The 21,283-nt window shown below is 58.7% G+C and carries 17 protein-coding genes; 12 read left to right on the top strand and 5 right to left on the bottom strand.

Annotation, left to right across the window (positions count from 1 at the left end):
- Positions 1–62: 62 nt before the first annotated feature.
- Complete coding sequence (gene polA / locus RYB66_RS24395; RefSeq protein ID WP_005744809.1) at positions 63–2,828, top strand: DNA polymerase I; 2,766 nt, start codon at positions 63–65, stop codon at positions 2,826–2,828.
- A 241-nt stretch (positions 2,829–3,069) separates the two neighbouring features.
- On the opposite strand, the gene yihA is transcribed toward polA, so the two are convergent.
- Positions 3,070–3,705, bottom strand: coding sequence for a ribosome biogenesis GTP-binding protein YihA/YsxC (gene yihA / locus RYB66_RS24390; RefSeq protein WP_057404330.1), 636 nt, complete (start codon positions 3,703–3,705; stop codon positions 3,070–3,072).
- Positions 3,706–3,999: 294 nt separating this feature from the next.
- On the opposite strand from yihA, the gene RYB66_RS24385 reads away from it, so the two are divergent.
- The 4 genes from RYB66_RS24385 (at position 4,000) to RYB66_RS24370 (ending at position 8,461) form a co-directional block, all read left to right on the top strand.
- Positions 4,000–4,644 (top strand): thiol:disulfide interchange protein DsbA/DsbL, encoded by a 645-nt coding sequence (locus tag RYB66_RS24385; protein WP_002555687.1) that lies wholly within the window; start codon positions 4,000–4,002, stop codon positions 4,642–4,644.
- Between the two features lie 9 nt (positions 4,645–4,653).
- Positions 4,654–5,529 (top strand): endonuclease/exonuclease/phosphatase family protein, encoded by an 876-nt coding sequence (locus RYB66_RS24380; RefSeq protein ID WP_002555686.1) that lies wholly within the window; start codon positions 4,654–4,656, stop codon positions 5,527–5,529.
- Positions 5,526–7,586 carry a GGDEF domain-containing protein gene (locus tag RYB66_RS24375; RefSeq protein WP_316895697.1) on the top strand — a complete coding sequence of 687 codons (2,061 nt, stop codon included), beginning with the start codon at positions 5,526–5,528 and terminating at the stop codon, positions 7,584–7,586. Before RYB66_RS24380 ends, RYB66_RS24375 begins: the two co-directional genes overlap by 4 nt.
- 95 nt (positions 7,587–7,681) lie before the next feature.
- Positions 7,682–8,461, top strand: coding sequence for an N-acetylmuramoyl-L-alanine amidase (locus RYB66_RS24370; RefSeq protein WP_057404328.1), 780 nt, complete (start codon positions 7,682–7,684; stop codon positions 8,459–8,461).
- Positions 8,462–8,529: 68 nt separating this feature from the next.
- Here RYB66_RS24370 and RYB66_RS24365 read toward each other — a convergent pair whose 3' ends face one another.
- Positions 8,530–10,317, bottom strand: coding sequence for a KinB sensor domain-containing domain (locus RYB66_RS24365; protein WP_005744815.1), 1,788 nt, complete (start codon positions 10,315–10,317; stop codon positions 8,530–8,532).
- A gap of 10 nt (positions 10,318–10,327) precedes the next feature.
- Complete coding sequence (gene algB, locus RYB66_RS24360) at positions 10,328–11,674, bottom strand: sigma-54-dependent response regulator transcription factor AlgB (RefSeq protein ID WP_005744816.1); 1,347 nt, start codon at positions 11,672–11,674, stop codon at positions 10,328–10,330.
- Positions 11,675–11,871: 197 nt separating this feature from the next.
- On the opposite strand from algB, the gene RYB66_RS24355 reads away from it, so the two are divergent.
- From RYB66_RS24355 to RYB66_RS24340, 4 genes are all read left to right on the top strand, one after another.
- The gene (locus tag RYB66_RS24355; RefSeq protein WP_005731654.1) at positions 11,872–12,711 is read left to right on the top strand and encodes a BON domain-containing protein; all 840 of its coding nucleotides are present in this window, start codon (positions 11,872–11,874) and stop codon (positions 12,709–12,711) included.
- A gap of 228 nt (positions 12,712–12,939) precedes the next feature.
- Positions 12,940–13,227 (top strand): hypothetical protein, encoded by a 288-nt coding sequence (locus RYB66_RS24350; RefSeq protein ID WP_002555680.1) that lies wholly within the window; start codon positions 12,940–12,942, stop codon positions 13,225–13,227.
- Between the two features lie 57 nt (positions 13,228–13,284).
- Positions 13,285–13,449: a DUF1328 domain-containing protein gene (locus tag RYB66_RS24345; RefSeq protein ID WP_002555679.1), complete on the top strand. Its 165-nt coding sequence runs from the start codon at positions 13,285–13,287 to the stop codon at positions 13,447–13,449.
- Positions 13,450–13,451: 2 nt separating this feature from the next.
- The gene (locus tag RYB66_RS24340; protein ID WP_044319611.1) at positions 13,452–13,919 is read left to right on the top strand and encodes an inhibitor of vertebrate lysozyme family protein; all 468 of its coding nucleotides are present in this window, start codon (positions 13,452–13,454) and stop codon (positions 13,917–13,919) included.
- A gap of 244 nt (positions 13,920–14,163) precedes the next feature.
- Here RYB66_RS24340 and RYB66_RS24335 read toward each other — a convergent pair whose 3' ends face one another.
- On the bottom strand, positions 14,164–15,474 hold the full coding sequence (locus tag RYB66_RS24335) for an ATP-binding protein (protein ID WP_004655259.1): 1,311 nt from the start codon (positions 15,472–15,474) through the stop codon (positions 14,164–14,166).
- A 163-nt stretch (positions 15,475–15,637) separates the two neighbouring features.
- Positions 15,638–16,378, bottom strand: coding sequence for a two-component system response regulator OmpR (ompR, locus tag RYB66_RS24330; protein ID WP_002555676.1), 741 nt, complete (start codon positions 16,376–16,378; stop codon positions 15,638–15,640).
- Between the two features lie 299 nt (positions 16,379–16,677).
- Between ompR and RYB66_RS24325 the strand changes: the two genes are divergently transcribed.
- The 3 genes from RYB66_RS24325 to gshA all read left to right on the top strand — a co-directional run bounded on the left by RYB66_RS24325 (position 16,678) and on the right by gshA (position 21,217).
- The gene (locus RYB66_RS24325; RefSeq protein ID WP_004655263.1) at positions 16,678–18,999 is read left to right on the top strand and encodes a Tex family protein; all 2,322 of its coding nucleotides are present in this window, start codon (positions 16,678–16,680) and stop codon (positions 18,997–18,999) included.
- Positions 18,999–19,382 (top strand): PaaI family thioesterase, encoded by a 384-nt coding sequence (locus RYB66_RS24320; RefSeq protein WP_005731649.1) that lies wholly within the window; start codon positions 18,999–19,001, stop codon positions 19,380–19,382. Before RYB66_RS24325 ends, RYB66_RS24320 begins: the two co-directional genes overlap by 1 nt.
- A gap of 242 nt (positions 19,383–19,624) precedes the next feature.
- On the top strand, positions 19,625–21,217 hold the full coding sequence (gshA, locus tag RYB66_RS24315; RefSeq protein ID WP_005744822.1) for a glutamate--cysteine ligase: 1,593 nt from the start codon (positions 19,625–19,627) through the stop codon (positions 21,215–21,217).
- Positions 21,218–21,283 lie beyond the last annotated feature (66 nt).

Raw genomic sequence — 21,283 nt, 5'->3', positions numbered from 1 at the left:
CCTTTGTCGTCAATGGTCCGCGCATTCTAGCGCCGGCCCCGCCGAAAAGGTTGATTCTGCTCATGACCCAAGCGCCGCTCGTCCTGATAGACGGTTCCTCTTACCTCTATCGCGCCTTCCACGCACTGCCACCACTGACCACGTCCAAAGGATTGCCGACCGGCGCCGTCAAAGGCGTGCTCAACATGCTCAAAAGCCTGCGTCGCCAGTACCCGGACAGCCCGTTTGCGGTGGTCTTCGATGCCAAGGGCGGGACTTTCCGCGACGCGCTGTATACCGATTACAAAGCCAATCGGCCCAGCATGCCGGATGACCTGCGCGTGCAGGTCGATCTGCTGCATGCCTGCGTCAAGGGCATGGGTTATCCGCTGCTGTGCGTGGAAGGCGTTGAGGCAGACGACGTGATCGGCACCCTGGCGCGCAGCAGCGCAGCAGCGGACCGTCCGGTGATCATCTCCACCGGTGACAAGGACATGGCGCAACTGGTCGACGGACACATCACCTTGGTCAACACCATGACCGGCAGCGTGCTGGACGTGGCTGGCGTGAAAGAGAAGTTCGGCGTCGGTCCGGAGCACATCATCGACTACCTCGCACTGATGGGCGACAAGGTCGACAACATACCTGGCGTCCCCGGCGTCGGCGAAAAGACTGCCGTCGGCTTGCTGGTTGGCGTGGGCGGCGGAATCAAGGAGCTTTACGAACGCCTCGAAACGGTCGCGACCCTGCCTATTCGCGGGGCCAAGACCCTGGCGGCCAAGCTTGAAGAGCATCGTGCGATGGCCTTCCTGTCCTATGAACTGGCAACTATCAAGATCGACGTGCCACTGGACATCGAACTGGACCAGCTGCATTGCGGCGAGCCGGACCGCGACAAATTGATGGAGCTGTACGCCGAGCTGGAATTCAAAAGCTGGATCGAAGACCTGCAACGTGATGCCAAACGCGCCGGGCAGGAGCTGGCCGTCGAAGAGCCAACCGTCGAGGCAAAAGAAGCCGCCTATGAAGTCATTCTCGAGCAGAGCCAGTTCGACGCGTGGCTGAAGAAGCTCAACGCCGCACCGCTGTTCGCCTTCGTGACCCAGAGCAACGGCACCGACGCCCAGCGCGCGCAACTGGTAGGTTTGTCTTTTGCCATTCAAACCCATGAAGCCGCCTACATTCCGCTGACCCACTCCTACATGGGGGTGCCGCAGCAACTGGACCGCGACACAGTACTCAAGGCGCTCAAGCCGCTGCTTGAAGACCCGGATAAAACCAAGGTCGGTCAACACGCCAAGTTCGCTATCAACCTGCTTGCCAACTGCGCGCTCGACGGCGATCAGACCCAAGGCATCGACCTGCAGGGCGTCAGGTTCGACACCATTCTGGAATCCTACGTTCTGGATTCCACTGCCACCCGCCACGACCGTGACAGCCTGGTGGCCAAGTACCTGACGCACACGCCGATCAACTTCCAGGAGATCGCCGGCAAAGGTGCCAAGCAGCTGACCTTCGACCAGATCGCCATCGAGCAGGCTGGTAATTATGCTGCCGAAGAAGCCGACCTGACCCTGCGCCTGCATGAAGTCTTCGAAGCGCGTCTGGCCGCAATTCCAACCTTGCAGCCGGTCTTGAACGACATCGAGATGCCGCTGGTGCCCGTCCTGGCAGGCATCGAACGCCAGGGCGCACTGGTCGATGCCAACCTGCTGGGCATCCAGAGCGTCGAACTGGGCGACAAGATGACCGCGCTGGAGCGCGAAGCCTTTGCTATTGCCGGTGAAGAGTTCAACCTGGGCTCGCCCAAGCAGCTCGGCGTGATTCTCTACGAAAAGCTCGGTATGCCGATCCTCAGCAAGACCGCCACCGGCCAGGCATCGACTGCCGAGGCCGTGCTGGCCGAACTCGCCGAGCAGGACTTCCCGCTGCCCAAGGTACTGATGCAATACCGCTCGATGAGCAAGCTCAAGAGCACTTACACCGACCGCCTGCCGGAGCAGATCAACCCGCGCACCGGACGCATTCACACCTCCTATCACCAGGCAGTGGCGGTGACCGGGCGCTTGTCATCCAGCGATCCGAACCTGCAGAACATCCCGATCCGTACTGCTGAAGGCCGACGCATCCGTCAGGCGTTCGTGGCCCCCAAGGGCTACAAGCTGCTGGCGGCAGACTATTCGCAGATCGAACTGCGCATCATGGCGCATCTGGCACAGGACGAAGGCTTGCTGCATGCCTTCCGCAACGACCTGGACGTTCACCGCGCGACGGCAGCGGAAGTCTTCGGCGTCGAGCTGGATAACGTCACCACGGACATGCGCCGCAGCGCCAAGGCGATCAACTTCGGCCTGATCTACGGCATGAGCGCGTTTGGCCTGGCCAAACAGATTGGCGTGGACCGCAAGCAGTCACAGGCTTATGTCGACCGTTACTTCGCCCGCTACCCAGGCGTGCTGGATTACATGGAGCGCACACGTGCGCAGGCCGCCGAGCAGGGTTTTGTCGAGACCATTTTCGGCCGTCGCCTGTACTTGCCCGACATCAACGCCAAGAACCAGTCCCTGCGCAAAGGTGCGGAACGCATGGCGATCAACGCGCCGATGCAAGGCACTGCGGCGGACATCATCAAGAAAGCCATGGTGGCCGTGAATGGCTGGCTGGAAGAATCCGGTCTGGATGCGCGGGTCATTCTGCAGGTGCATGACGAACTGGTGCTGGAGGTGCGCGAAGACCTGGTCGATCAGATCAGTGAACAGATCCGCCCACACATGAGTGGCGCAGCAGAATTGGCAGTGCCACTGCTGGTGGAAGTCGGGGTCGGCAACAACTGGGACGAGGCGCACTGATTCTGAAAGGGCGAACCTGTCAGCAGGTTCGTCAAACATTGTAGGAAATGTGAACTTTTCTTCATTGCTGGAACTTAACCGTTTGGACAGGAGTCAGAGGTCTCGATTGGTTGAAAAATCGATCGTGCTCCTAGTTGTGTTAAGTGTTGGCAGTTATCCAGATCCCACCCTAAGGTCTGGACCTTAAGCCCCGGAACTTCCCCCTCCCCATGCGAAGTCCGGGGTCTTTTTTGCCTGCGATTTACTCCGCAGGCGCCTTGTCTTCCAGTTCCATCCAGTCGGCCAGCACGGTGTAAGCCTCTTCCAGCCCCATGCGCTTGGGAGCCGAGAACAACTGGATGCTCACTGCATCGCCCCAGCCTTTGCGAATTTCGGCCTGAACCTTGAGCAGCGTGTTCTTCGCAGCGCCATAGGTCAGCTTGTCGGTCTTGGTCAGCAGAATGTGCATCGGCATGTTGCTGGCGATGGCCCAGTCCAGCATCAACAGGTCGAAATCGGTCATTGGATGACGGATATCCATCATCAGGATCAGACCCTTCAGGCTTTCGCGGCTGCCCAGATAGGCTTCAAGGTGGCGCTGCCAGTGCAGTTTGAGCGGGATAGGCACTTTGGCGTAGCCGTAGCCCGGCAAGTCGACCAGACGTCGATCTTCATCCAGCCCGAAGAAGTTCAGCAGTTGAGTGCGCCCCGGCGTCTTGGAGGTGCGCGCCAGGCTGGCATGGGTCAGCGTGTTCAGCGCGCTCGATTTGCCTGCATTGGAACGACCGGCAAAAGCGACTTCAAACCCTTCGTCGTCGGGGCATTGGTCGACCTTGGCGGCGCTGAGCATGAACGTGGCCTGTTGGCACAGACCGAGGATGGGGTTTTTGAGTTGCATGTGATTTCCGGTGAAGGCCCTGCCTGCAAAGGGAGCGGCAAGAGGTGTCGGTTTCGTTTGGATGCGTAGGCATATAATGACACACCTGTCCCCCGGCCCACACTGGCACTGTATCGGGCCGCTCTGGCTGGCGGCTGGAACATTCAGACATGACCTGCTTCACTCCTTATGCAAAAAGGCCGTCCGTGGTCGCCCATTTTTACAACCTCAGCGTTACACTAACGAACTCAGGCTTTCGCGTTCGGTCGAAACCACCGTCGCTTGAAGGCGATTCAATCTGCTCAGGAGTAAAGCATGCGTAATCTGATCATCAGCGCCGCTCTGGTTGCCGCCAGTCTGTTCGGTATGTCCGCCCAGGCTGCCACGCCCATCGAGGCAGGCAAGCAATACGTCGAGCTGGCGAGCGCTGTGCCTGTTGCCGAGCCAGGCAAGATCGAAGTCGTCGAGCTGTTCTGGTATGGCTGCCCGCACTGCTACGCGTTCGAGCCAACCATCAATCCGTGGATTGAAAAACTGCCGTCCGACGTCAAGTTCGTACGCATCCCTGCCATGTTCGGCGGCCCGTGGGATGCACACGGCCAGCTGTTCATCACCCTCGACACCATGGGCGTCGAGCACAAGGTTCACGCGGCCGTATTCGAAGCCATCCAGAAAGGCGGCAAGCGTCTGACCGACAAGAATGACATGGCTGACTTCGTCGCCACACAGGGCGTGAACAAGGAAGACTTCCTGAAAACGTTCGACTCTTTCGCAGTCAAGGGCAAGATCGCCCAGTACAAGGAACTGGCCAAGAAGTATGAGGTGACTGGCGTTCCGACCATGATCGTCAATGGCAAATACCGCTTTGACCTGGGTTCTGCCGGCGGTCCGGAAAAGACTCTGGAAGTTGCCGATCAATTGATTGCCAAAGAGCGAGCGGCTGCTACAGCCGCCAAGTAAGCGCCCGCCATGCGCCGCTGGGGCAAGGGCAGCACCCGTATCGTTGGCCTGCATGATCCGCAGGTCAACGAACATCATCTGACGCAAAACGGCCTGCCGGAAGACGGCAGGCTGCGTTTGCTCAGTTTCAATATCCAGGTGGGTATCAGTACCCAACGCTACCACCACTACCTGACGCGCAGCTGGCAGCATCTGCTGCCACATGGCGGCAGGGCAGGCAACCTGCAGAAAATCGGCGATCTGATCAACGATTTCGATCTGGTGGCGTTGCAGGAAGTCGATGGCGGCAGCATGCGCTCCGGCTTCGTCAATCAGGTCGAGCACCTCGCTCAACTGGGTGGCTTTCCGTACTGGTATCAACAGCTCAATCGCAATCTCGGTCGCCTCGCCCAACACAGCAATGGTGTGCTGAGTCGCTTGCGCCCGACCAAGATCGAGGATCATCCGCTGCCAGGTCCGGCCGGGCGCGGGGCAATTCTTGTCCGCTTCGGCGAAGGCGAGGATGCGCTGGTGGTGGTCATGATGCACCTGGCTCTGGGCACTCGTACCAGAACCCGGCAACTGGCTTACATTCGCGACCTGATCGGTGGTTATCGCCATCAGGTGCTGATGGGCGACATGAATACCCACGCCAATGACCTGCTGGAACACTCGCCGCTACGCGATCTGGGCCTTTTGGCACCGCAAATCGAAGCGACCTTTCCAAGCTGGCGACCACAACGCTGCCTTGACCACATTCTGCTCAGCCCGACCCTCACGCTTGAACGCGTACAGGTACTGGCGCAGCCCATTTCCGATCACCTGCCGGTTGCTGTCGAGATTCGCCTGCCAGACTCACTGCGTGGGGACTCACTGCCTGTGCCCTCCGGCGGAAGCCTTGCATGAGCGACGACGCGGAGCGTTGGAAAGAGAAGTACCTCAAGGGAATCGAGCAACAGGACAAGCTCGAAAAGCGCTGGGATGCGCGGCTCGACTTGCTGCGCCGCGGTCTGGTGCGCAGCAGCCTGGCAGCAGAAGGCTCTGACCGCGCCGTCGATGAATGCATGAAGGAAATGCGCGAAATTGTCCGCAAGGACGATATGGACGCCGGTCTGGCAGCCTTGATTCCGCGCCTCGAAAAAGCCGTACTGGACTCCGAGCATCGCCGTGAAGTACGGGTCGGGCAAATTGGCTCGGCACTGACCGCACTGGTTGCACAACTGCAAGCGCTACCGTTGCCACGAGAGGTACGCAAGCCACTCAAGCGCTTTGCCAAGGACCTTGAAGAACGTGCATCGCAGGCGCGCGAGCTGCCTTTGCTGCTCAGCGAGTTGAGTGGTTTGCAGGGCCAGGCCCTGACCCTGCTCGAAAAGCACGAAGAGGGCCCACGCCAAGGGCTTCTGCAGCGTTTGTTCGGTTCGCGGGACGAACATGGCAATGAGCGCCCTCCCGAGGCTGCCCACCCCGAAAACGCCCCTTCTGCTCAGGAAACGCATGAGACGCACGTGCAACCTGAGGCCGCGAACGCTCAAGCGCCGATAGACGTTGCCGCAGCGGAAGTAGAAGCTGCCATTGCCCCCGACATCGTCAACCAGAAGACAAAGGACGCACACACACTGCCGCCACAGGTTTCAGAAGCCGAAACCGCTATCGTTACGGCACCTGAAACACCTGTGCCATCGCCAGCCGCAGCAGCCCTTGCTCCAGCCCTGGCCGAAACAGTCACCGAACCTGCGGTTGTCCCTGTCGAGCCTATCGATTTCACTGACCTGCTGGGCCCCGTTCCGTCAGTGCACTACCAGCAACGGCCTGCTCCAATCATCCAGGCACTGGAACAGCCGCAAGAGGATGCCGAATCAGAAACCGAGACGGTGGAAGGCGAAGAGGGTTATTCGCTGCCCTCCTCGCCAGAACCCAGCTACAGCTCGGTGGCGGCACACATTGAGGAAACCCTGCTGGGCCTGCTCGATGACCTGACCTTGTCGGAGCACTTCCGCCCGCAGGTCGAGGACATGCAGTTACGCTTGAAACATGGGCTCAACTGGTACGAACTGCTACCGATCCTCGACGATCTGGCAGTTCTGATGCTGGCAATCAACAACGGCGGCCAACAGGAATTCAGCACCTACCTCAAACAACTCAATGAGCGGCTCGAATCGTTTCAGAGCCATTTGCAGGCTGCCAGTGAAGATCATGCCGAGGATCAGTCCACAGCCCGCGACCTGAACGAGCAGTTGCGCGAACAGGTAGGCGGCCTGCAAATCAGCGTTCAGGACGCTTCCGACCTGACCAGTCTCAAGCAGGTGCTCGACAACCGCTTTGAAGGCTTGCTCAGCACCATGGACCACTACCAGCTCAAGCGTGACGCACGCGAGCGGGAAGTTGCCTCGCGGCTGCAAGGCCTTTCGGCCCGCGTTGCGAGCATGGAGCAGGAAGCGCTGGGTTTCAGGACTCACCTGGAAGAACAGCGCCAAAAGGCCTTGATCGACCCGCTCACCGGCCTGCCCAATCGCGCAGCCTGGGGCGAGCGCCTCGAACAGGAGATGAGCAAGTGGCAACACGAGAAAAACAGCCTGCTGGTGTGCATTCTGGACCTGGACCACTTCAAGCGCATCAATGACGGATATGGCCACCTGGCAGGCGATAAAGTGCTGAAGATCGTCGCCAACGTTTTCAGGAAACGCCTGCGCAGCGACGATTTCCTCGCCCGGTTTGGCGGCGAGGAATTTGTCATGCTGTTGCCTGCTACACCTCCCGGCACCGGTCTGACACTGCTCGACGAACTGCGCGCGGCGGTGGAGTCATGTCCGTTTCACTTCAAGGGCGAACGCGTGACGATTACCGTGTCCATTGGAGTGACGGCTTTTCGAACGGCTGAACGCAGTGACACTGCGATCAAGCGCGCCGATCAGGCGCTGTACAAGGCCAAGGAAAATGGCCGAAACAGGGTCGAACAAGGCTGACTGAAACATTTTGACCTGAACGAGCACGTCAATGCCGAAGCTATTTGCACGCATGTTGTTATGATATTGCATTTCCCGCTGACGCTGCCGATCCCATGAAACTGTATTTCTCTGCCTTTCTGCTGCTCATCCTCACTGCCTGCGCCAGTGGTCCCAGGCTGGACACCAGCCATCCATCGGTGAATTTCGATGGCCGGGTTCAGTACGTGGTCATGCATTACACCTCGACCTCGATGGAAAAATCCCTCCAGCTTCTGACCCATGGAGAGGTCAGCAGCCACTATCTGATTGGCGATGACAGCAACGCCACTATCTACAAGCTGGTCGATGAAAGCGCCCGCGCCTGGCATGCTGGCGAAAGCGAATGGGAAGGCCGTACCTGGCTTAATTCCAGCTCGATCGGCATCGAGATCGTCAACCCCGGCTTCAAGGACACACCGGCAGGCCGGTTGTGGTACCCCTACACCGAAGCACAGATCCAGTCGATCACAGTACTGCTCAAAGACATTGTCAAACGCAACAAAATCGATCCAAAACACATCATCGGCCACAGCGACATAGCGCCGACGCGCAAACAGGACCCTGGCCCGCTGTTCCCCTGGAAGCGCCTTGCTGCCGAAGGGCTCGGCATCTGGCCTGACGAACGTCTCGTTGCCCAGCATCAGGCATTGCTGGCAACCAACCTGCCAAGTATTAGCTGGTTCCAGCAACAACTGGCACGTCTGGGTTACAGCACCCCGCAGACCGGAGAGCTTGACACCGCCACGCGTCAGGTGCTGGCGGCATTCCAGATGCACTACCGCCCCGCGCGCTTCGACGGCGAACCCGATGCACAGAGCGCAGCCATCTTGCAGGTGCTTAACCGCGTCAATTAATCAGGGCACAACCTGATATTTGATGCTCTTATGAAGGGTATACAGGCAGCGCTTTCAAGGCCGTGCCGTCAAAGCGGCAACGCCATATAAAACTGCGTGCCCTGCCCCGGCCTTGAGTAGACCCCCATGCGCCCGCCGTGCAGCTGGACGATCTCCTTGCACAGCGCCAGCCCGAGTCCGGCACCGCCTTTTTTGCGACCGACCTGCACGAAGGGTTCGAAGATTCGTCCCTGCTGCCCGTAGGCAATGCCCTCACCGTTGTCTTCAACGCTGATGATCGCCCGCTCGCCATGGCGCCTGGCCTGCAGACGAATCAGACCGTTCTGCGGCGTGTGCCGCAGCGCATTGTCCAGCAGGTTGTCCAGCACCCGCTCCAGCTGGGACTGATCGGCATGCAGGCGCGGCATGGGTTCCTGCATATCCAGCATCAGTACGATGTCCTGCTCAAGGGCCTTGTCCTCAAATCGCGCTCTGGCTTCTTCGAGCAAGGTTTCGATGGAGCACGGTGCCAGTTTGAGTTTCTGCAGACCGTTCTGATAACGCGAGAAATTCAGCAGGTCATTGATGAGCTGCATAAGGCGCTGCATTTCTTCGGTGACCGTATTGAGCAGATCGGCCTCACGGGTTTCGGGGGCGAAATGCAGGCGCTCCTGGAGAAGACCGAATGCCATGTGCATACCCGTGACAGGCGTACGCAGCTCATGCGACGCGCGCAGGACGAACTCACTGCGCACCCTCTCGAAAGCACGCTGTTCGGTGACGTCATGCAGCACCATCACCGCGCCGAGGATATGGCCTTTAGTATGACTGACCGGCGTCATGCTGTAGGTCAGCAGGCGCGATTCACCGTCGATTTCGATGGCCAGGTCTTCCGGAGCACGCTCCAGCGTCCCGCCACGCAGTACCAGATGCAATTGCTCATCCAGCTCAGGTCGGCCCAACGCATCTCCAAGGCTCTGCCCGAGGCGACTCTCGTCCCAGCCGAGCTGACGCTGAGCCACAGGGTTCAAGTGCTCCAGATGCCCTTGGCGGTCAATCATCAGCAGGCCATCGTCGATACTGTCGAGAACCGCTTGCAGACGCTGCTGGCCAGCCAGTAACTCATCAATATTGGTCGCCTGATGCTGACGCAGGGCTTCGGCCATGATGCCGAATCGCCGGGTCAACAGGTTCATCTCGGCGGCCGACGAAATGGGCAGCGTGACTTCGTAGTCCCCTTCTCCGATGCGATCGGCAGCCTTGGCCAGCGCCTCGATCGGCGCACCGAAACGCCGGGCGATACCGTGCGCAGTCACAAAGCCGATACACAGCACCGCCAGCCCGACCAGCCCCAGCAAGCCCGCGATCCATAGTGCACGATCACGGGAGTTGATTTCGGCGCTGCTGATGTTCTCCAGCGCCTTGCGATGTACAGCCAGCAAGCCGTTACGCAGGTTGTCGAAGCTGTCACTCAGCTGCGGTACGCCGCGTATGCCTCGCGCATCGTTGCCGTATTGCTTCCAGGTATCGATGAATTGCCGGTAATCGCCCTTGGTCTTTTCGAAACCATTGCGTACGTTTTGCTGGGTATCCTGTACCGAGCCCTCCTCCAGCAGCTCTTCAAACTGACTCTGGATTCTTTCCAGCTCAGCCTGATCGCGCTTGGCACCTGTCATCAACACCAGTTGATCACCCAGGTTCTGGCGCAGCTTCAAGCCCAGATCCAGAATGGCGAAGTTATGCTGGATCAGTGATTCCTGGGTCCGGGCCATTTGCATGACGCTGACGAGCCCCAGCAGCAGTCCGAGCAAAGCAACGGTGATCAGTGCCGAGATACTCAGAAAGAGGCGGGTGCGCAGTTTCATGGCCAGCTTCATTTGAGGCCTTTCACAGGTTGTACTGTTTACGTTTGCGGTAAAGCGTCGACGCATCGATACCCAGCGTCTTGGCGGCCTGGTCAAGTGTTTCGCTGGTCGCCAGCACGGCTCCGATGTGTGCTTTTTCAAGCTCGTCCAGGCTCAAGGCGGCGCCGACACGCGGCGCATTGTTCGCCGGTTGCTCGGCCATACCCAAGTGGCTGATCTCCACACGTTCCTGCGGACAAATGATGCTGGCACGCTCGATGACGTTGCGCAGTTCACGAATGTTGCCAGGCCAGCGGTAGTTGAGCAGCGCTGCACGGGCCTCTTCACTGAACCCTCGAGCCGGGCGAGCGTACTCCTTGACGAAGCGCGCCAAAAACCGGTCCGCCAGGGTCAGGATGTCTTCGCTGCGCTCACGCAGGGCTGGCAGATGCAGAGTGATCACGTTCAGGCGGTACAGCAAATCCTCACGGAAGCGCCCGCTGCGCACCATGTCTTCCAGATTCAGGTTGGTGGCGGCCAGAATACGTACATCGGCACGTCGGGTAACCGGGTCACCCACACGCTCGTATTCCTTGTCCTGAATGAAGCGCAGCAGCTTGGGTTGCAGCGTCAGCGGGAAATCGCCGATCTCGTCGAGGAACAGTGTGCCGCCGTCCGCCTGATTCACACGGCCCAGCGTGCTCTCACTGGCACCCGTGAAGGCCCCGCGACTGTGGCCGAACAGTTCGCTTTCCATCAGTTCTGCGGTGAGCGATGGGCAGTTGATCGTGACGCAGGACTTCTTTGCCCGCTTGCTCCAGCCGTGAATCGCCCGTGCCAGCTCGCCTTTACCGGTCCCCGATTCACCCAGAATCAGGATGTTGGCATCGGTCACAGCAACCTGGCGGGCAGTTTCCAGAATGGCCATCATCGAAGGACTGTGGGAATCCAGTCCGTCTTTGGGCTTGCGAACCTCGCCTTCCAGTGCCTCAAGGCGAGCAGACAGTTGGCGCACTTCAAGCTGTTTGGCGGTAGCAAGACGCAGCTGATCGGGGCTGCACGGCTTTACCAGATAGTCGGCTGCGCCCGCCTGAATGGCATCAACAGCCGTATCGACCGCAGAGTGTGCGGTCACGATGACCACACGCATCCACGGTGCCTGAATACGCATCTGCGCCAGTACATCCAGGCCGTTATCTTCACCCAGACGCAAATCGAGAAAGCACAGGTCGAAAACCTGGCGCTGCATGAGCGTGTCAGCCTGGGCTGCGCTGTTGGCAGTGGCGACACTGTAACCTTCGTCTTCCAGACAGTACCGGAAAGTGCGGAGGATGGCGGACTCATCGTCCACAAGCAGAATACGGCCCTGATTCTCAGTGGCTGCTTCCATTTTTCCTACGCTCCTTAATGAATTGTCTCAGTTAGTCTCGGAATCATCGGGCAAGTTGCATGGTCAATTCTGATTGATTCTTCGGCATGCATGGTAGCTTTCTGAACGCCCAATGGCGAACAGCCTGATTAATCCGCGTTTATGTCGTTAAAGCCGTCCACTCGGAGACGAAATCCCATCTCAAAAGGAACGCTCATATGTTTTCACTGAAAAAGATTGCTCTGATCACCGCCGCCGCTGCGCTGCTTGGCAGCGGCCCGGTACTCGCCCAACCTGATTTGCCCACCCAACTCGCCGAGGCGCGTCAGGAAGGTTCGATCTGGACAGCTTTCGCGCTGAACAAACATCTGAGCCCGTTCAAGATCGATGTAAACGTCGACCAGGGCACTGCGACTCTGAAGGGCAAGGTTGAAAACGAGGTTGATCGTGAGCTGGCCGAACGCATTGCGCTGGATACCAAAGGCATCGAAAAGGTCGACAACCAGCTGGAGGTAGACCCTGCCGTTGCCAGCGAGCCTGGTACGCGAACCAACATGGCCCAGCGTTTCGAAGATGCCACGCTGGTCGCGACGGTGAAATCCAAATTGTTGTGGAGCAGCGTGACTGAAGCGCTGACCATCGATGTTGATAGCAAAGATGGCGTGGTCACCCTCAAAGGCCGCGCGCAAAGCCCCGAGGCCAAAGAGCTGGCGGGCAGCCTGGCAAGCAATACTGACGGGGTGATCAGCGTCAACAACCTGATCAGCCTGAGCGCAGCCGACTCGATCGCTGCCAAGACCCAGCCCCAGACATTGACCCCAACCGAGGAAATGAGCGACGCCTGGATTACCAGCAAGGTGAAGGCGAGCCTGATTTACAGCCGGACGCTGGACGGACTCAACATCAAAGTGGATACCAAAGCCGGTGTGGTAAGCCTGAACGGCGTGGTTGCCAACTTTGCAGAGAAGGAACTGGCTGTGGAAATCGCGCGCAACATTCGTGGCGTCAAGGGAGTGAATGGCGACGCTCTGAAGGTCATGGCGCGTAGCGCAGGCTGATCGCACAGGCGCACAACGCTGAACGCTTCGTGCAGAACGCACGATTACAAAGGTGTAATCGTGCAGCTTGCTGGTAGGACGTCTCTGCAAAACTACGCAAGACATTGATTTTAAAGGACTTAAATTACACCAACAAACTGGCATGCAGTCTGCAATAACCCATTCAACAAGGTCGATATACAACGACCCATCAGATTGAATGCCCACTCAGGCCAGGGGAGTTTGCAGATGAACAGCCAGCGTATTGCACAATTGCGTATCTCCCCCCTGCACATTCAGCAAGGTCTTTTTCTACTCCTTGCACTGCTTGTCACTCTGATCGCCATTCAGCAGTTCCAGCGTTGGAATCAAGCCAACGAAGCAACTCAAGCCAGACAGCAATTCATCCAGACCAGCAGCATTTCTTATCGCGGCGTAAGCGCCCCAGCGGTCAAGGATGCCTCCTCGAGCCTTCGCCCTGTCGATGGCCTGGTGTCTGTAGATGAAGTCGCACCGCAGCAAAAATGGGTTTTCTGACCCGACCTGAAAAATCGCAGTATTCACATTAAAACGGCACCAAAAAGGAGTATCACCATGTTGAGTTGGGCAATCACGTTTCTGATCATCGCCATTGTCGCTGCAGTACTGGGCTTCGGTGGTATCGCGGGCACGGCTACCGGTATCGCCAAGATCCTGTTCGTCGTCTTCCTGGTGATGTTCGTTGTGTCGTTCTTCTTCGGTCGTCGCGGTCGAGGCTGATAATGCACACGTCATTTCGCACACTGGCCGCCGCCCTGTTGATGGGCGGCAGCGCCATGGTCATGGCAGCCAATGATGGACAGTCTCGGGTCAACGAGCTTTTAAGCTCCGCTCCCGAGTACCGCACAACCTGGGCGAAGGTCGTCAAGAAGGAAGAGCGGTTGCCGGATTGGGTGATTAACCTGTCCGGGGCTTCCGAGCAGCAGATGACAGCGGCCACCGAAGACGGTGACAAGTATCTTGTCGGGCCGCTTTGCGAAACTGCCGATACGTGCAAAAGCAAACGCCTGATCGTGGCTTTCAGCCTCGACAAGGAAGATGCTTACGCCATGTTGGTTGAAGTACCTGCGGGCTTGCCTGCGGATAAATCACCAACTCGTCACGCGACTTACCGCTACCTGGGTAAGCCTGACGAGGGTATGCAAAAGCTCTTGAATGAAGAGCTGCGCAAAGACCCGAACTGGTATTGATTCAGAAGAAGGTATCGGCTTCAGAAGCCGATACCTCTCTTGTTTGTGCGGCCTGAGGAAGGTGCGCGCATGACCAAGGGGCCGGGATGCGTTGATCGAATGGATCGGCGTGACCTAGGGGTACAGGGAGTACCTCCGCCAAGGGCCGGGTCAGGCAAGCTGCCGTGCAAGTCCTCAAGAATGCGTCGACCTGTCGAACATCCTCCATGACCCGCACGGCGCTTTATTCCCTTTACGATTCTTTCTAGATAGCATCCCTCGGCAGCATCAGCCCTAAAGGCAGACGCACTCGCGCCTCCAGGCCACCCCCCGAACGATTTCTCAACTCGACGTTGCCGCCGTGCATGGCAGCGATGCGCTTGACGATAGCCAGCCCCAGGCCGGTCCCCTTGCCACTGCGTGCGCGATCACCGCGAATGAACGGGTTGAAGATGGTATCAAGCTCGGAAGGATCGATACCTGCGCCTCTGTCCAGTACGCTCAACACTACGTACGGCGCATTTCTGTCACCGGATACATAAGCGGCCACTTCGATACCGTTACCGGCATGATGCCTGGCGTTGCCGATAAGGTTGGTCAGCAGACGCTTCATCGATACGCGCCTTAGCGGGAAGGGCGGGATCGGTTCCAGACACAGACGGATACTGTCTTCATCGTTATTGAAGGGTGCAACCACGTCGCGCACCAGATGCCCCAGATCGACTTCTTCAATCTCTTCGTCACGCCCATCGCGAATGAACGCCAGGAACTGGTCAAGAATGGCATCCATGTCCTCGATATCGCGCACCATGCCTTCGGAGAACTCATTGTCGTTCATGAGTTCCAGAGACAGGCGCAGACGCGTCAGTGGTGTACGCAAGTCATGGGAGACGCCAGCCAGCATCAGTTCGCGCTCCTGCCCTGCCTGCTCGACGTCTTCGGCCATCTGATTGAAGGCCCGATAGACTTCGGTCATCTCACTGGGTGTGTCACTGACCGGCAAGCGTACGCTGCGCCCCTGCCCCAGCTGTCGAGCCGCAAAGACCAGGCGCTTGAGCGGCTGATTCAATTGACGCACAAAAATCCAAGCCGACGCCGTGGAGAGCAACCCGATGGCCAGGAACCAGCCCAGCACACTCCAGATTTTCTGGCCGCGTAACGGGTGCGGATAAAGCGGTACTTTCAGCCAGCCATCCCCAAGGCTCGGCGCCCTTACCCAGAGCGCGGGCGGTGCGTGCACACGCAAACGCACTTCCGTATCGGCACCCAGCTCGGCCTGCATCTGCCGCTGGTAGATCTCACTGTACGGCCAGTGCTGCTCACCTTCCGGCACGCCACCGCCTACGACCCGAATCAGACCGGCCGCTTCGGCAATCGCTTCACGATCGTTTTCATCGGCAGCCCAATACGCGCGCAGCGTCAGCGCAACGCCGTGGCTGTACTGCCTGTCGACCAGCACGTCCTCGTTCATCAGCAGATAAACCAGCGTCAGGGCCTTGGAAAACAGCACGACGATGAGCACCAGCCAAAGCGTGCGAGAGAAAAAGCTTTGCGGAAACCAGAGCGGAGTCTTCATAACTGCAGCCATACACTTTGCAAGGCGAGCGAGGCTCGCAGGTTTGCCGAACGCGGGCCGGACCCGATGGACGAACGCAAAAAACCAGTACGCCGATAACCTTGAAAGAGATTATCGACGTAACTGGCGGGAATGACGGACTTCTGTGCTGACAACCGGCTTATCAGCGATTACCGGCACCATCCGGAACGAATACATAGCCTACGCCCCAGACGGTCTGGATATAGCGGGGCTTGGAAGGATCCGGCTCGATCAGGCGACGCAGACGGGAAATCTGTACGTCGATGGATCGCTCCAGCGCATCCCACTCCCGGCCGCGGGCCAGGTTCATCAGTTTGTCACGGGTCAGCGGCTCGCGAGCGTGCATGACCAGAGCCTTGAGTACCGCGAATTCACCCGTGGTCAGCATATGCACCACGTCGCCACGCTTGAGTTCGCGGGTTGCCAGGGACAGCTCGTAGTCGCCGAAACTGACCGACTCGTCTTCACTGCCGGGCGCGCCGGGTACAGGCGCAGCCTGACGACGCAGAACAGCCTTGACCCGCGCCATCAACTCGTCCGGGTTGAACGGCTTGGCCAGGTAATCGTCAGCACCCAGTTCGAGCCCCTTGATGCGGCTCAGCTCATCGCCCTTGGCGGTCAGCATGATGATCGGCACCTGATTGTTCGCGGCCCGCAGACGACGGCAGGCTGAAAGGCCGTCTTCTCCGGGCAGCATCAAGTCCAGCACCACAAGGTTGAACACCTCGCGGGCCAATAGTCGGTCCATTTGCTCCACGTTTGCCACGGCGCGGGCCCGGTAGCCCTTGCTGGTGAAAAAACGTTCCAGGAGACTGCTCAGCCCCGGATCGTCATCGACAATAAGGATTTTTTCGCCTTCAGCATTTTGTGCGGTGCTGCTCATCGGATGCTCCTCTGATCTCGGGGCGCATTATGGCGTAGCTGCGGTGATGCGCACCTTGTGCATTGTTAGCAGATTTTACTGAAGGCGGCACTTGTGCAGGCTTTTTCGCCGAAAAAAGACCACATTTGTCGGCCGATCCCCTAATCCGCCTTCGCCGGGTATAATGCGCCGCCCTCAAAGTCAGGCAACGCTGGCCTTGTGGCGGTTCGCCAGCGCTGAAAATAAATGCTGGCGGACGATATTCAGGCAAGGCAATTCGTACATAGCCCAGTTTTTTGCTCACAACTCCAGGTGGTTTTATGGACAGCATCAACAGCCGCATCGCCGAAGAACTCGGCGTACGCCCACAACAGGTCGCAGCGGCCGTAGCACTACTGGATGAAGGCTCGACCGTGCCCTTCATTTCCCGCTACCGCAAGGAAGTGACCGGCAGTCTTGATGACACGCAATTGCGCCATCTGGAAGAACGCCTGCGCTATCTGCGTGAGCTGGATGACCGGCGCGTCAGCATTCTTGCCAGCATTGAAGAGCAAGGCAAGCTGACCCCGGAGCTGGCTCGCGACATCAAGCTGGCCGACACCAAGACCCGCCTTGAAGATTTGTACCTGCCTTATAAGCAGAAACGTCGCACCAAGGGCCAGATCGCCCTTGAAGCCGGTCTGGGCGAGCTGGCTGACGGCCTGTTCAACGACCCGAGCCTCGCTCCTGAAACCGAAGCAGCCCGTTTTGTCGACGCCGAGAAAGGCGTGGCCGATGTCAAGGCTGCGCTGGAAGGCGCCAAGTACATCCTGATGGAGCGCTTCGCCGAAGACGCATCGTTGCTCGACAAGTTGCGCAGCTTCCTCAAACAGGAAGCAGTAATCAGCGCACGCGTGGTGCCGGGCAAGGAAGAGGAAGGTGCCAAGTTCCGCGATTATTTCGAACACGACGAGCCGCTCAAGAGCATGCCTTCGCACCGCGCACTGGCGATTTTCCGCGGCCGCAACGAAGGTTTTCTCAGCTCCGCACTGAAAGTCGGTGAAGAACTGCCGGGTGCCATGCACCCTTGCGAACTGATGATCGGTGAACGCTTCGGCATCCAGAACCAGAACCGCCCTGCAGACAAATGGCTGGCAGAGGTGGTGCGCTGGACCTGGAAGGTCAAGTTGTACAGCCACCTGGAAACCGACCTGCTGGGCGAGCTGCGCGACGGCGCGGAGACCGAAGCCATCAACGTTTTCGCCCACAACCTGCACGACCTGCTGCTCGCCGCCCCGGCTGGCCAGCGCGCCACACTGGGTCTGGACCCGGGCCTGCGCACCGGCTGCAAGGTCGCTGTGGTGGACGCAACCGGCAAGCTGCTCGACTACGCGACCGTTTACCCGCATGTGCCGAAGAACCAGTGGGATCAGACCATTGCTGTGCTGGCTGCCCTGTGCGCCAAGCACTCGGTCGACCTGATCGCTATCGGCAACGGCACCGCCAGCCGCGAAACCGACAAGCTGGCCGCCGACCTGATCAAAAAATACCCAGGTCTGAAAATGACCAAGGTCATGGTTTCCGAAGCAGGCGCATCGGTTTATTCCGCGTCGGAACTGGCCGCCAAGGAATTCCCGGACCTCGACGTATCGATCCGTGGCGCGGTCTCCATCGCCCGTCGCTTGCAGGACCCGCTCGCCGAACTGGTGAAAATCGATCCCAAGTCCATCGGTGTCGGTCAGTATCAGCATGACGTCTCGCAGCTCAAACTGGCGCGCGGCCTGGACGCGGTGGTTGAAGACTGCGTGAACGCTGTTGGCGTGGACGTGAACACCGCTTCGGTGGCGTTGCTGGCGCGGATTTCCGGCCTTAACACCACACTGGCGCAGAACATCGTTGCGCATCGCGATGAAAACGGCGCGTTCAAGACGCGTGCAGCGCTGAAGAAAGTCAGCCGTCTGGGCGAAAAGACCTTTGAACAGGCCGCAGGCTTCCTGCGCGTGATGACCGGTGACAACCCACTGGACTCTTCTGCCGTTCACCCGGAAGCCTATCCACTGGTGCAGCGTATTGCGGCAGAAACCGACCGCGATATTCGCTCGTTGATTGGCGATGCGAGCTTTCTCAAACGCCTGGACCCGAAGAAATTCACCGACGAGACCTTTGGTCTGCCGACCGTGACCGACATTCTGCAGGAACTCGAAAAACCGGGTCGCGACCCGCGTCCGGAGTTCAAGACGGCAGAGTTTCAGGACGGTGTCGAAGAACTCAAGGACCTGCAACCGGGCATGATTCTCGAAGGCGTGGTCACCAACGTCACCAATTTCGGTGCGTTCGTCGATATCGGCGTGCATCAGGACGGTCTGGTGCACATCTCGGCATTGTCCGAGAAGTTCATCAAGGACCCGCGTGAGGCGGTCAAGGCCGGTGATGTGGTGAAAGTGAAGGTCATGGAAGTCGACATTCCGCGCAAACGCGTCGGCCTGTCGATGCGCATGAGTGACACGCCTGGCGAGAAGGTCGACGGCGCACGCGGTGCACGCCCAGGCTCCTCGCCTCGCCAGCAGAACAGCGCTCCACGCAAGGAAACCACGGCACCCGCGCCCATCAACAACGCAATGGCTTCGCTGTTTGCCAATGCCAAGCAGTTGAAGAAGCGCTGATGGATATTCCTGAAGATCTGACCCAAAGTGCCTATTTCAAGATGCTCGGCTGCGAACTGCGGCGTCTGGACGAGGGCGTGGCGGAGGTTGCGTTGCCGCTGGAGGCGCATCTGCGCAATCGCGGCAACGTGATGCACGGCGGGGCAATCTTCAGTCTGGTCGATATCGCCATGGGGCTGGCCTGCTCCAGCTCCCACGGTTTCGACCAGCGCAGTGTCACCATCGAGTGCAAGATCAACTATGTGCGCGGCGTCTCCGAGGGAGAAGTCCTGTGCATCGCCAAGGTGCTGCACGCGGGTCGCCGCACGCTGGTGGTCGAGGCTGAAGTCGTTCAGGGCGACAAACTCGTCGCCAAAGCCCAGGGCACATTCGCAGTCATCTAGACTGCAATAAAGGCTGATGAAAGCAATCACTGTGAACAGAACCTAGCCGTATCGACATCATTTAGGTTAATTTCGGCACCATTAGCGTGGTGCCGAGTCCATTTGGGTGGTACGACATAGAGCAGTGATTGTGAACAGGCGCTACAGACCAACCAGGCGACTACGCCAGTTCCTTTCTTCACCCTTGTAGACCGTCAAGTCCACCCCCATATCGGGGCGACCGATGCGTGAAGGATTACACCTTGAGCGAACTTTTAAACCGTCGTCTTGCATTGCTCGGCGAGCGCAACAACCTCTCTCTGCTGGAGCAGTGCCTGCACGGTATCGAGCGCGAGTGCCTGCGCGTTACCGCAACCGCAGAACTGGCACAGACGCCTCACCCGCAAGCTCTGGGTGCTGCACTGACCAACGGTCAGGTCACGACCGACTATTCCGAATCGCTGCTGGAGTTCATCACGCCTGCGCTGAAGAACCCGGCCGAGACCATCGATAGCCTGGACAAGATCCATCGCTTCGCCTACAGCAAGCTGGGCGACGAGTTGCTCTGGAGCCCGTCGATGCCATGCCCGCTGCCCGATGAAGAGCACATACCGATTGCCTATTACGGCACGTCGAACATCGGCAAGCTCAAATACGTGTACCGCAAAGGCCTGGCGCTGCGGTATGGCAAGACCATGCAGTGCATCGCTGGCATTCATTACAATTTCTCGTTGCCGGAAGACGCCTGGGCACTGCTCAAGCAGACCGAAGACTTCGCTGGCGACGCGCGCGACTACCAATCGCATTCCTACATCGCGCTGATCCGCAACTTCCGCCGCTACAGCTGGCTGCTGATGTACCTGTTCGGTGCTTCACCAGCGCTGGATGCGGGCTTCCTGCGCGGCCGCAAACATCAGTTGGAACAACATTTCGACGCCGACACCCTGTATCTGCCGTACGCCACCAGCCTGCGCATGAGCGATCTGGGCTATCAAAGCGACGCCCAGGCCGACCTGACCCCTTGCTACAACGACTTGGTCAGCTACACCGACAGCCTGCGCAAGGCCGTGGCCACGCCTTATAAGCCTTACGTCGATGTCGGCACTCATGACCAGAACGGCGAGTGGGTTCAGCTGAACACCAACGTGTTGCAGATCGAGAACGAGTACTACTCCAACATTCGCCCCAAGCGTGTGACCTATAGCGGCGAGCGCCCTATTCAGGCGCTTGTGGCCCGTGGTGTGCAGTACGTTGAAGTGCGCTGCCTGGACATCAACCCGTTCCTGCCTACCGGCATCAGCCTGGAGCAATCACGCTTCATCGATGCGTTCGTGCTGTACTGCGCGCTTGAGGAAAGCCAGCAACTGGCAAGCCATGAGTGTTCCAATGCAAGCTCGAACTTCCTGGCAGTGGTCAAGGAAGGTCGCCGTCCGGGCCTGAGCCTGCAGCGCAACAACAGCCCTGTTGATCTCAAGACCTGGGCAACCGAGCTGCTGGAAAAAATCACACCAATTGCCCGACTGCTGGATCAGGCCCAGGGCATCGATGAGCACATCAAGTCGATTGCCGTGCAACAGGCAAAGATCGACGATGCGTCGCTTACACCTTCCGCCCAGGTGCTGGCCAGCATGAAAGCGCATAACGAGGGCTTTACCGCTTTCTCTTTGCGCCAGAGTCAGGCACACGCCGAATACTTCCGCACTCACCCGCTGAGCGCTCGGGAACAGGCAGACTTCGAAGCCCAGGCCAAAACCTCGATCGAAGAACAGGCCGAGCTGGAAGCGACCGAGGAAGTGGTGGATTTCGACACATTCGTGGGGTCGTATCAGGCGAGCATTCTGTCGATCAGCAATTGATACGCGCAATTACTATGGGAGTGAGCAAGCTCACTCCCACAAAATACTTATCGTGCGACGCTCCGC

The organism is Pseudomonas syringae group sp. 243L2 (assembly GCF_032587875.1).
Taxonomy (GTDB): Bacteria; Pseudomonadota; Gammaproteobacteria; order Pseudomonadales; family Pseudomonadaceae; genus Aquipseudomonas; species Aquipseudomonas amygdali.
The sequence above is the reverse complement of the archived record's forward strand: the minus strand, read 5'-3'. Positions and strand labels throughout refer to the sequence as shown.

What these genes read in the sequence shown, in the direction of transcription:
- polA (WP_005744809.1), top strand. Translation starts at nt 63, where the DNA reads ATGACCCAAGCGCCGCTCGTCCTGATAGACGGTTCCTCTTACCTCTAT.
- yihA (WP_057404330.1), bottom strand. Translation starts at nt 3,705, where the DNA reads ATGCAACTCAAAAACCCCATCCTCGGTCTGTGCCAACAGGCCACGTTC.
- RYB66_RS24385 (WP_002555687.1), top strand. Translation starts at nt 4,000, where the DNA reads ATGCGTAATCTGATCATCAGCGCCGCTCTGGTTGCCGCCAGTCTGTTC.
- RYB66_RS24380 (WP_002555686.1), top strand. Translation starts at nt 4,654, where the DNA reads ATGCGCCGCTGGGGCAAGGGCAGCACCCGTATCGTTGGCCTGCATGAT.
- RYB66_RS24375 (WP_316895697.1), top strand. Translation starts at nt 5,526, where the DNA reads ATGAGCGACGACGCGGAGCGTTGGAAAGAGAAGTACCTCAAGGGAATC.
- RYB66_RS24370 (WP_057404328.1), top strand. Translation starts at nt 7,682, where the DNA reads ATGAAACTGTATTTCTCTGCCTTTCTGCTGCTCATCCTCACTGCCTGC.
- RYB66_RS24365 (WP_005744815.1), bottom strand. Translation starts at nt 10,317, where the DNA reads ATGAAGCTGGCCATGAAACTGCGCACCCGCCTCTTTCTGAGTATCTCG.
- algB (WP_005744816.1), bottom strand. Translation starts at nt 11,674, where the DNA reads ATGGAAGCAGCCACTGAGAATCAGGGCCGTATTCTGCTTGTGGACGAT.
- RYB66_RS24355 (WP_005731654.1), top strand. Translation starts at nt 11,872, where the DNA reads ATGTTTTCACTGAAAAAGATTGCTCTGATCACCGCCGCCGCTGCGCTG.
- RYB66_RS24350 (WP_002555680.1), top strand. Translation starts at nt 12,940, where the DNA reads ATGAACAGCCAGCGTATTGCACAATTGCGTATCTCCCCCCTGCACATT.
- RYB66_RS24345 (WP_002555679.1), top strand. Translation starts at nt 13,285, where the DNA reads ATGTTGAGTTGGGCAATCACGTTTCTGATCATCGCCATTGTCGCTGCA.
- RYB66_RS24340 (WP_044319611.1), top strand. Translation starts at nt 13,452, where the DNA reads ATGCACACGTCATTTCGCACACTGGCCGCCGCCCTGTTGATGGGCGGC.
- RYB66_RS24335 (WP_004655259.1), bottom strand. Translation starts at nt 15,474, where the DNA reads ATGAAGACTCCGCTCTGGTTTCCGCAAAGCTTTTTCTCTCGCACGCTT.
- ompR (WP_002555676.1), bottom strand. Translation starts at nt 16,378, where the DNA reads ATGAGCAGCACCGCACAAAATGCTGAAGGCGAAAAAATCCTTATTGTC.
- RYB66_RS24325 (WP_004655263.1), top strand. Translation starts at nt 16,678, where the DNA reads ATGGACAGCATCAACAGCCGCATCGCCGAAGAACTCGGCGTACGCCCA.
- RYB66_RS24320 (WP_005731649.1), top strand. Translation starts at nt 18,999, where the DNA reads ATGGATATTCCTGAAGATCTGACCCAAAGTGCCTATTTCAAGATGCTC.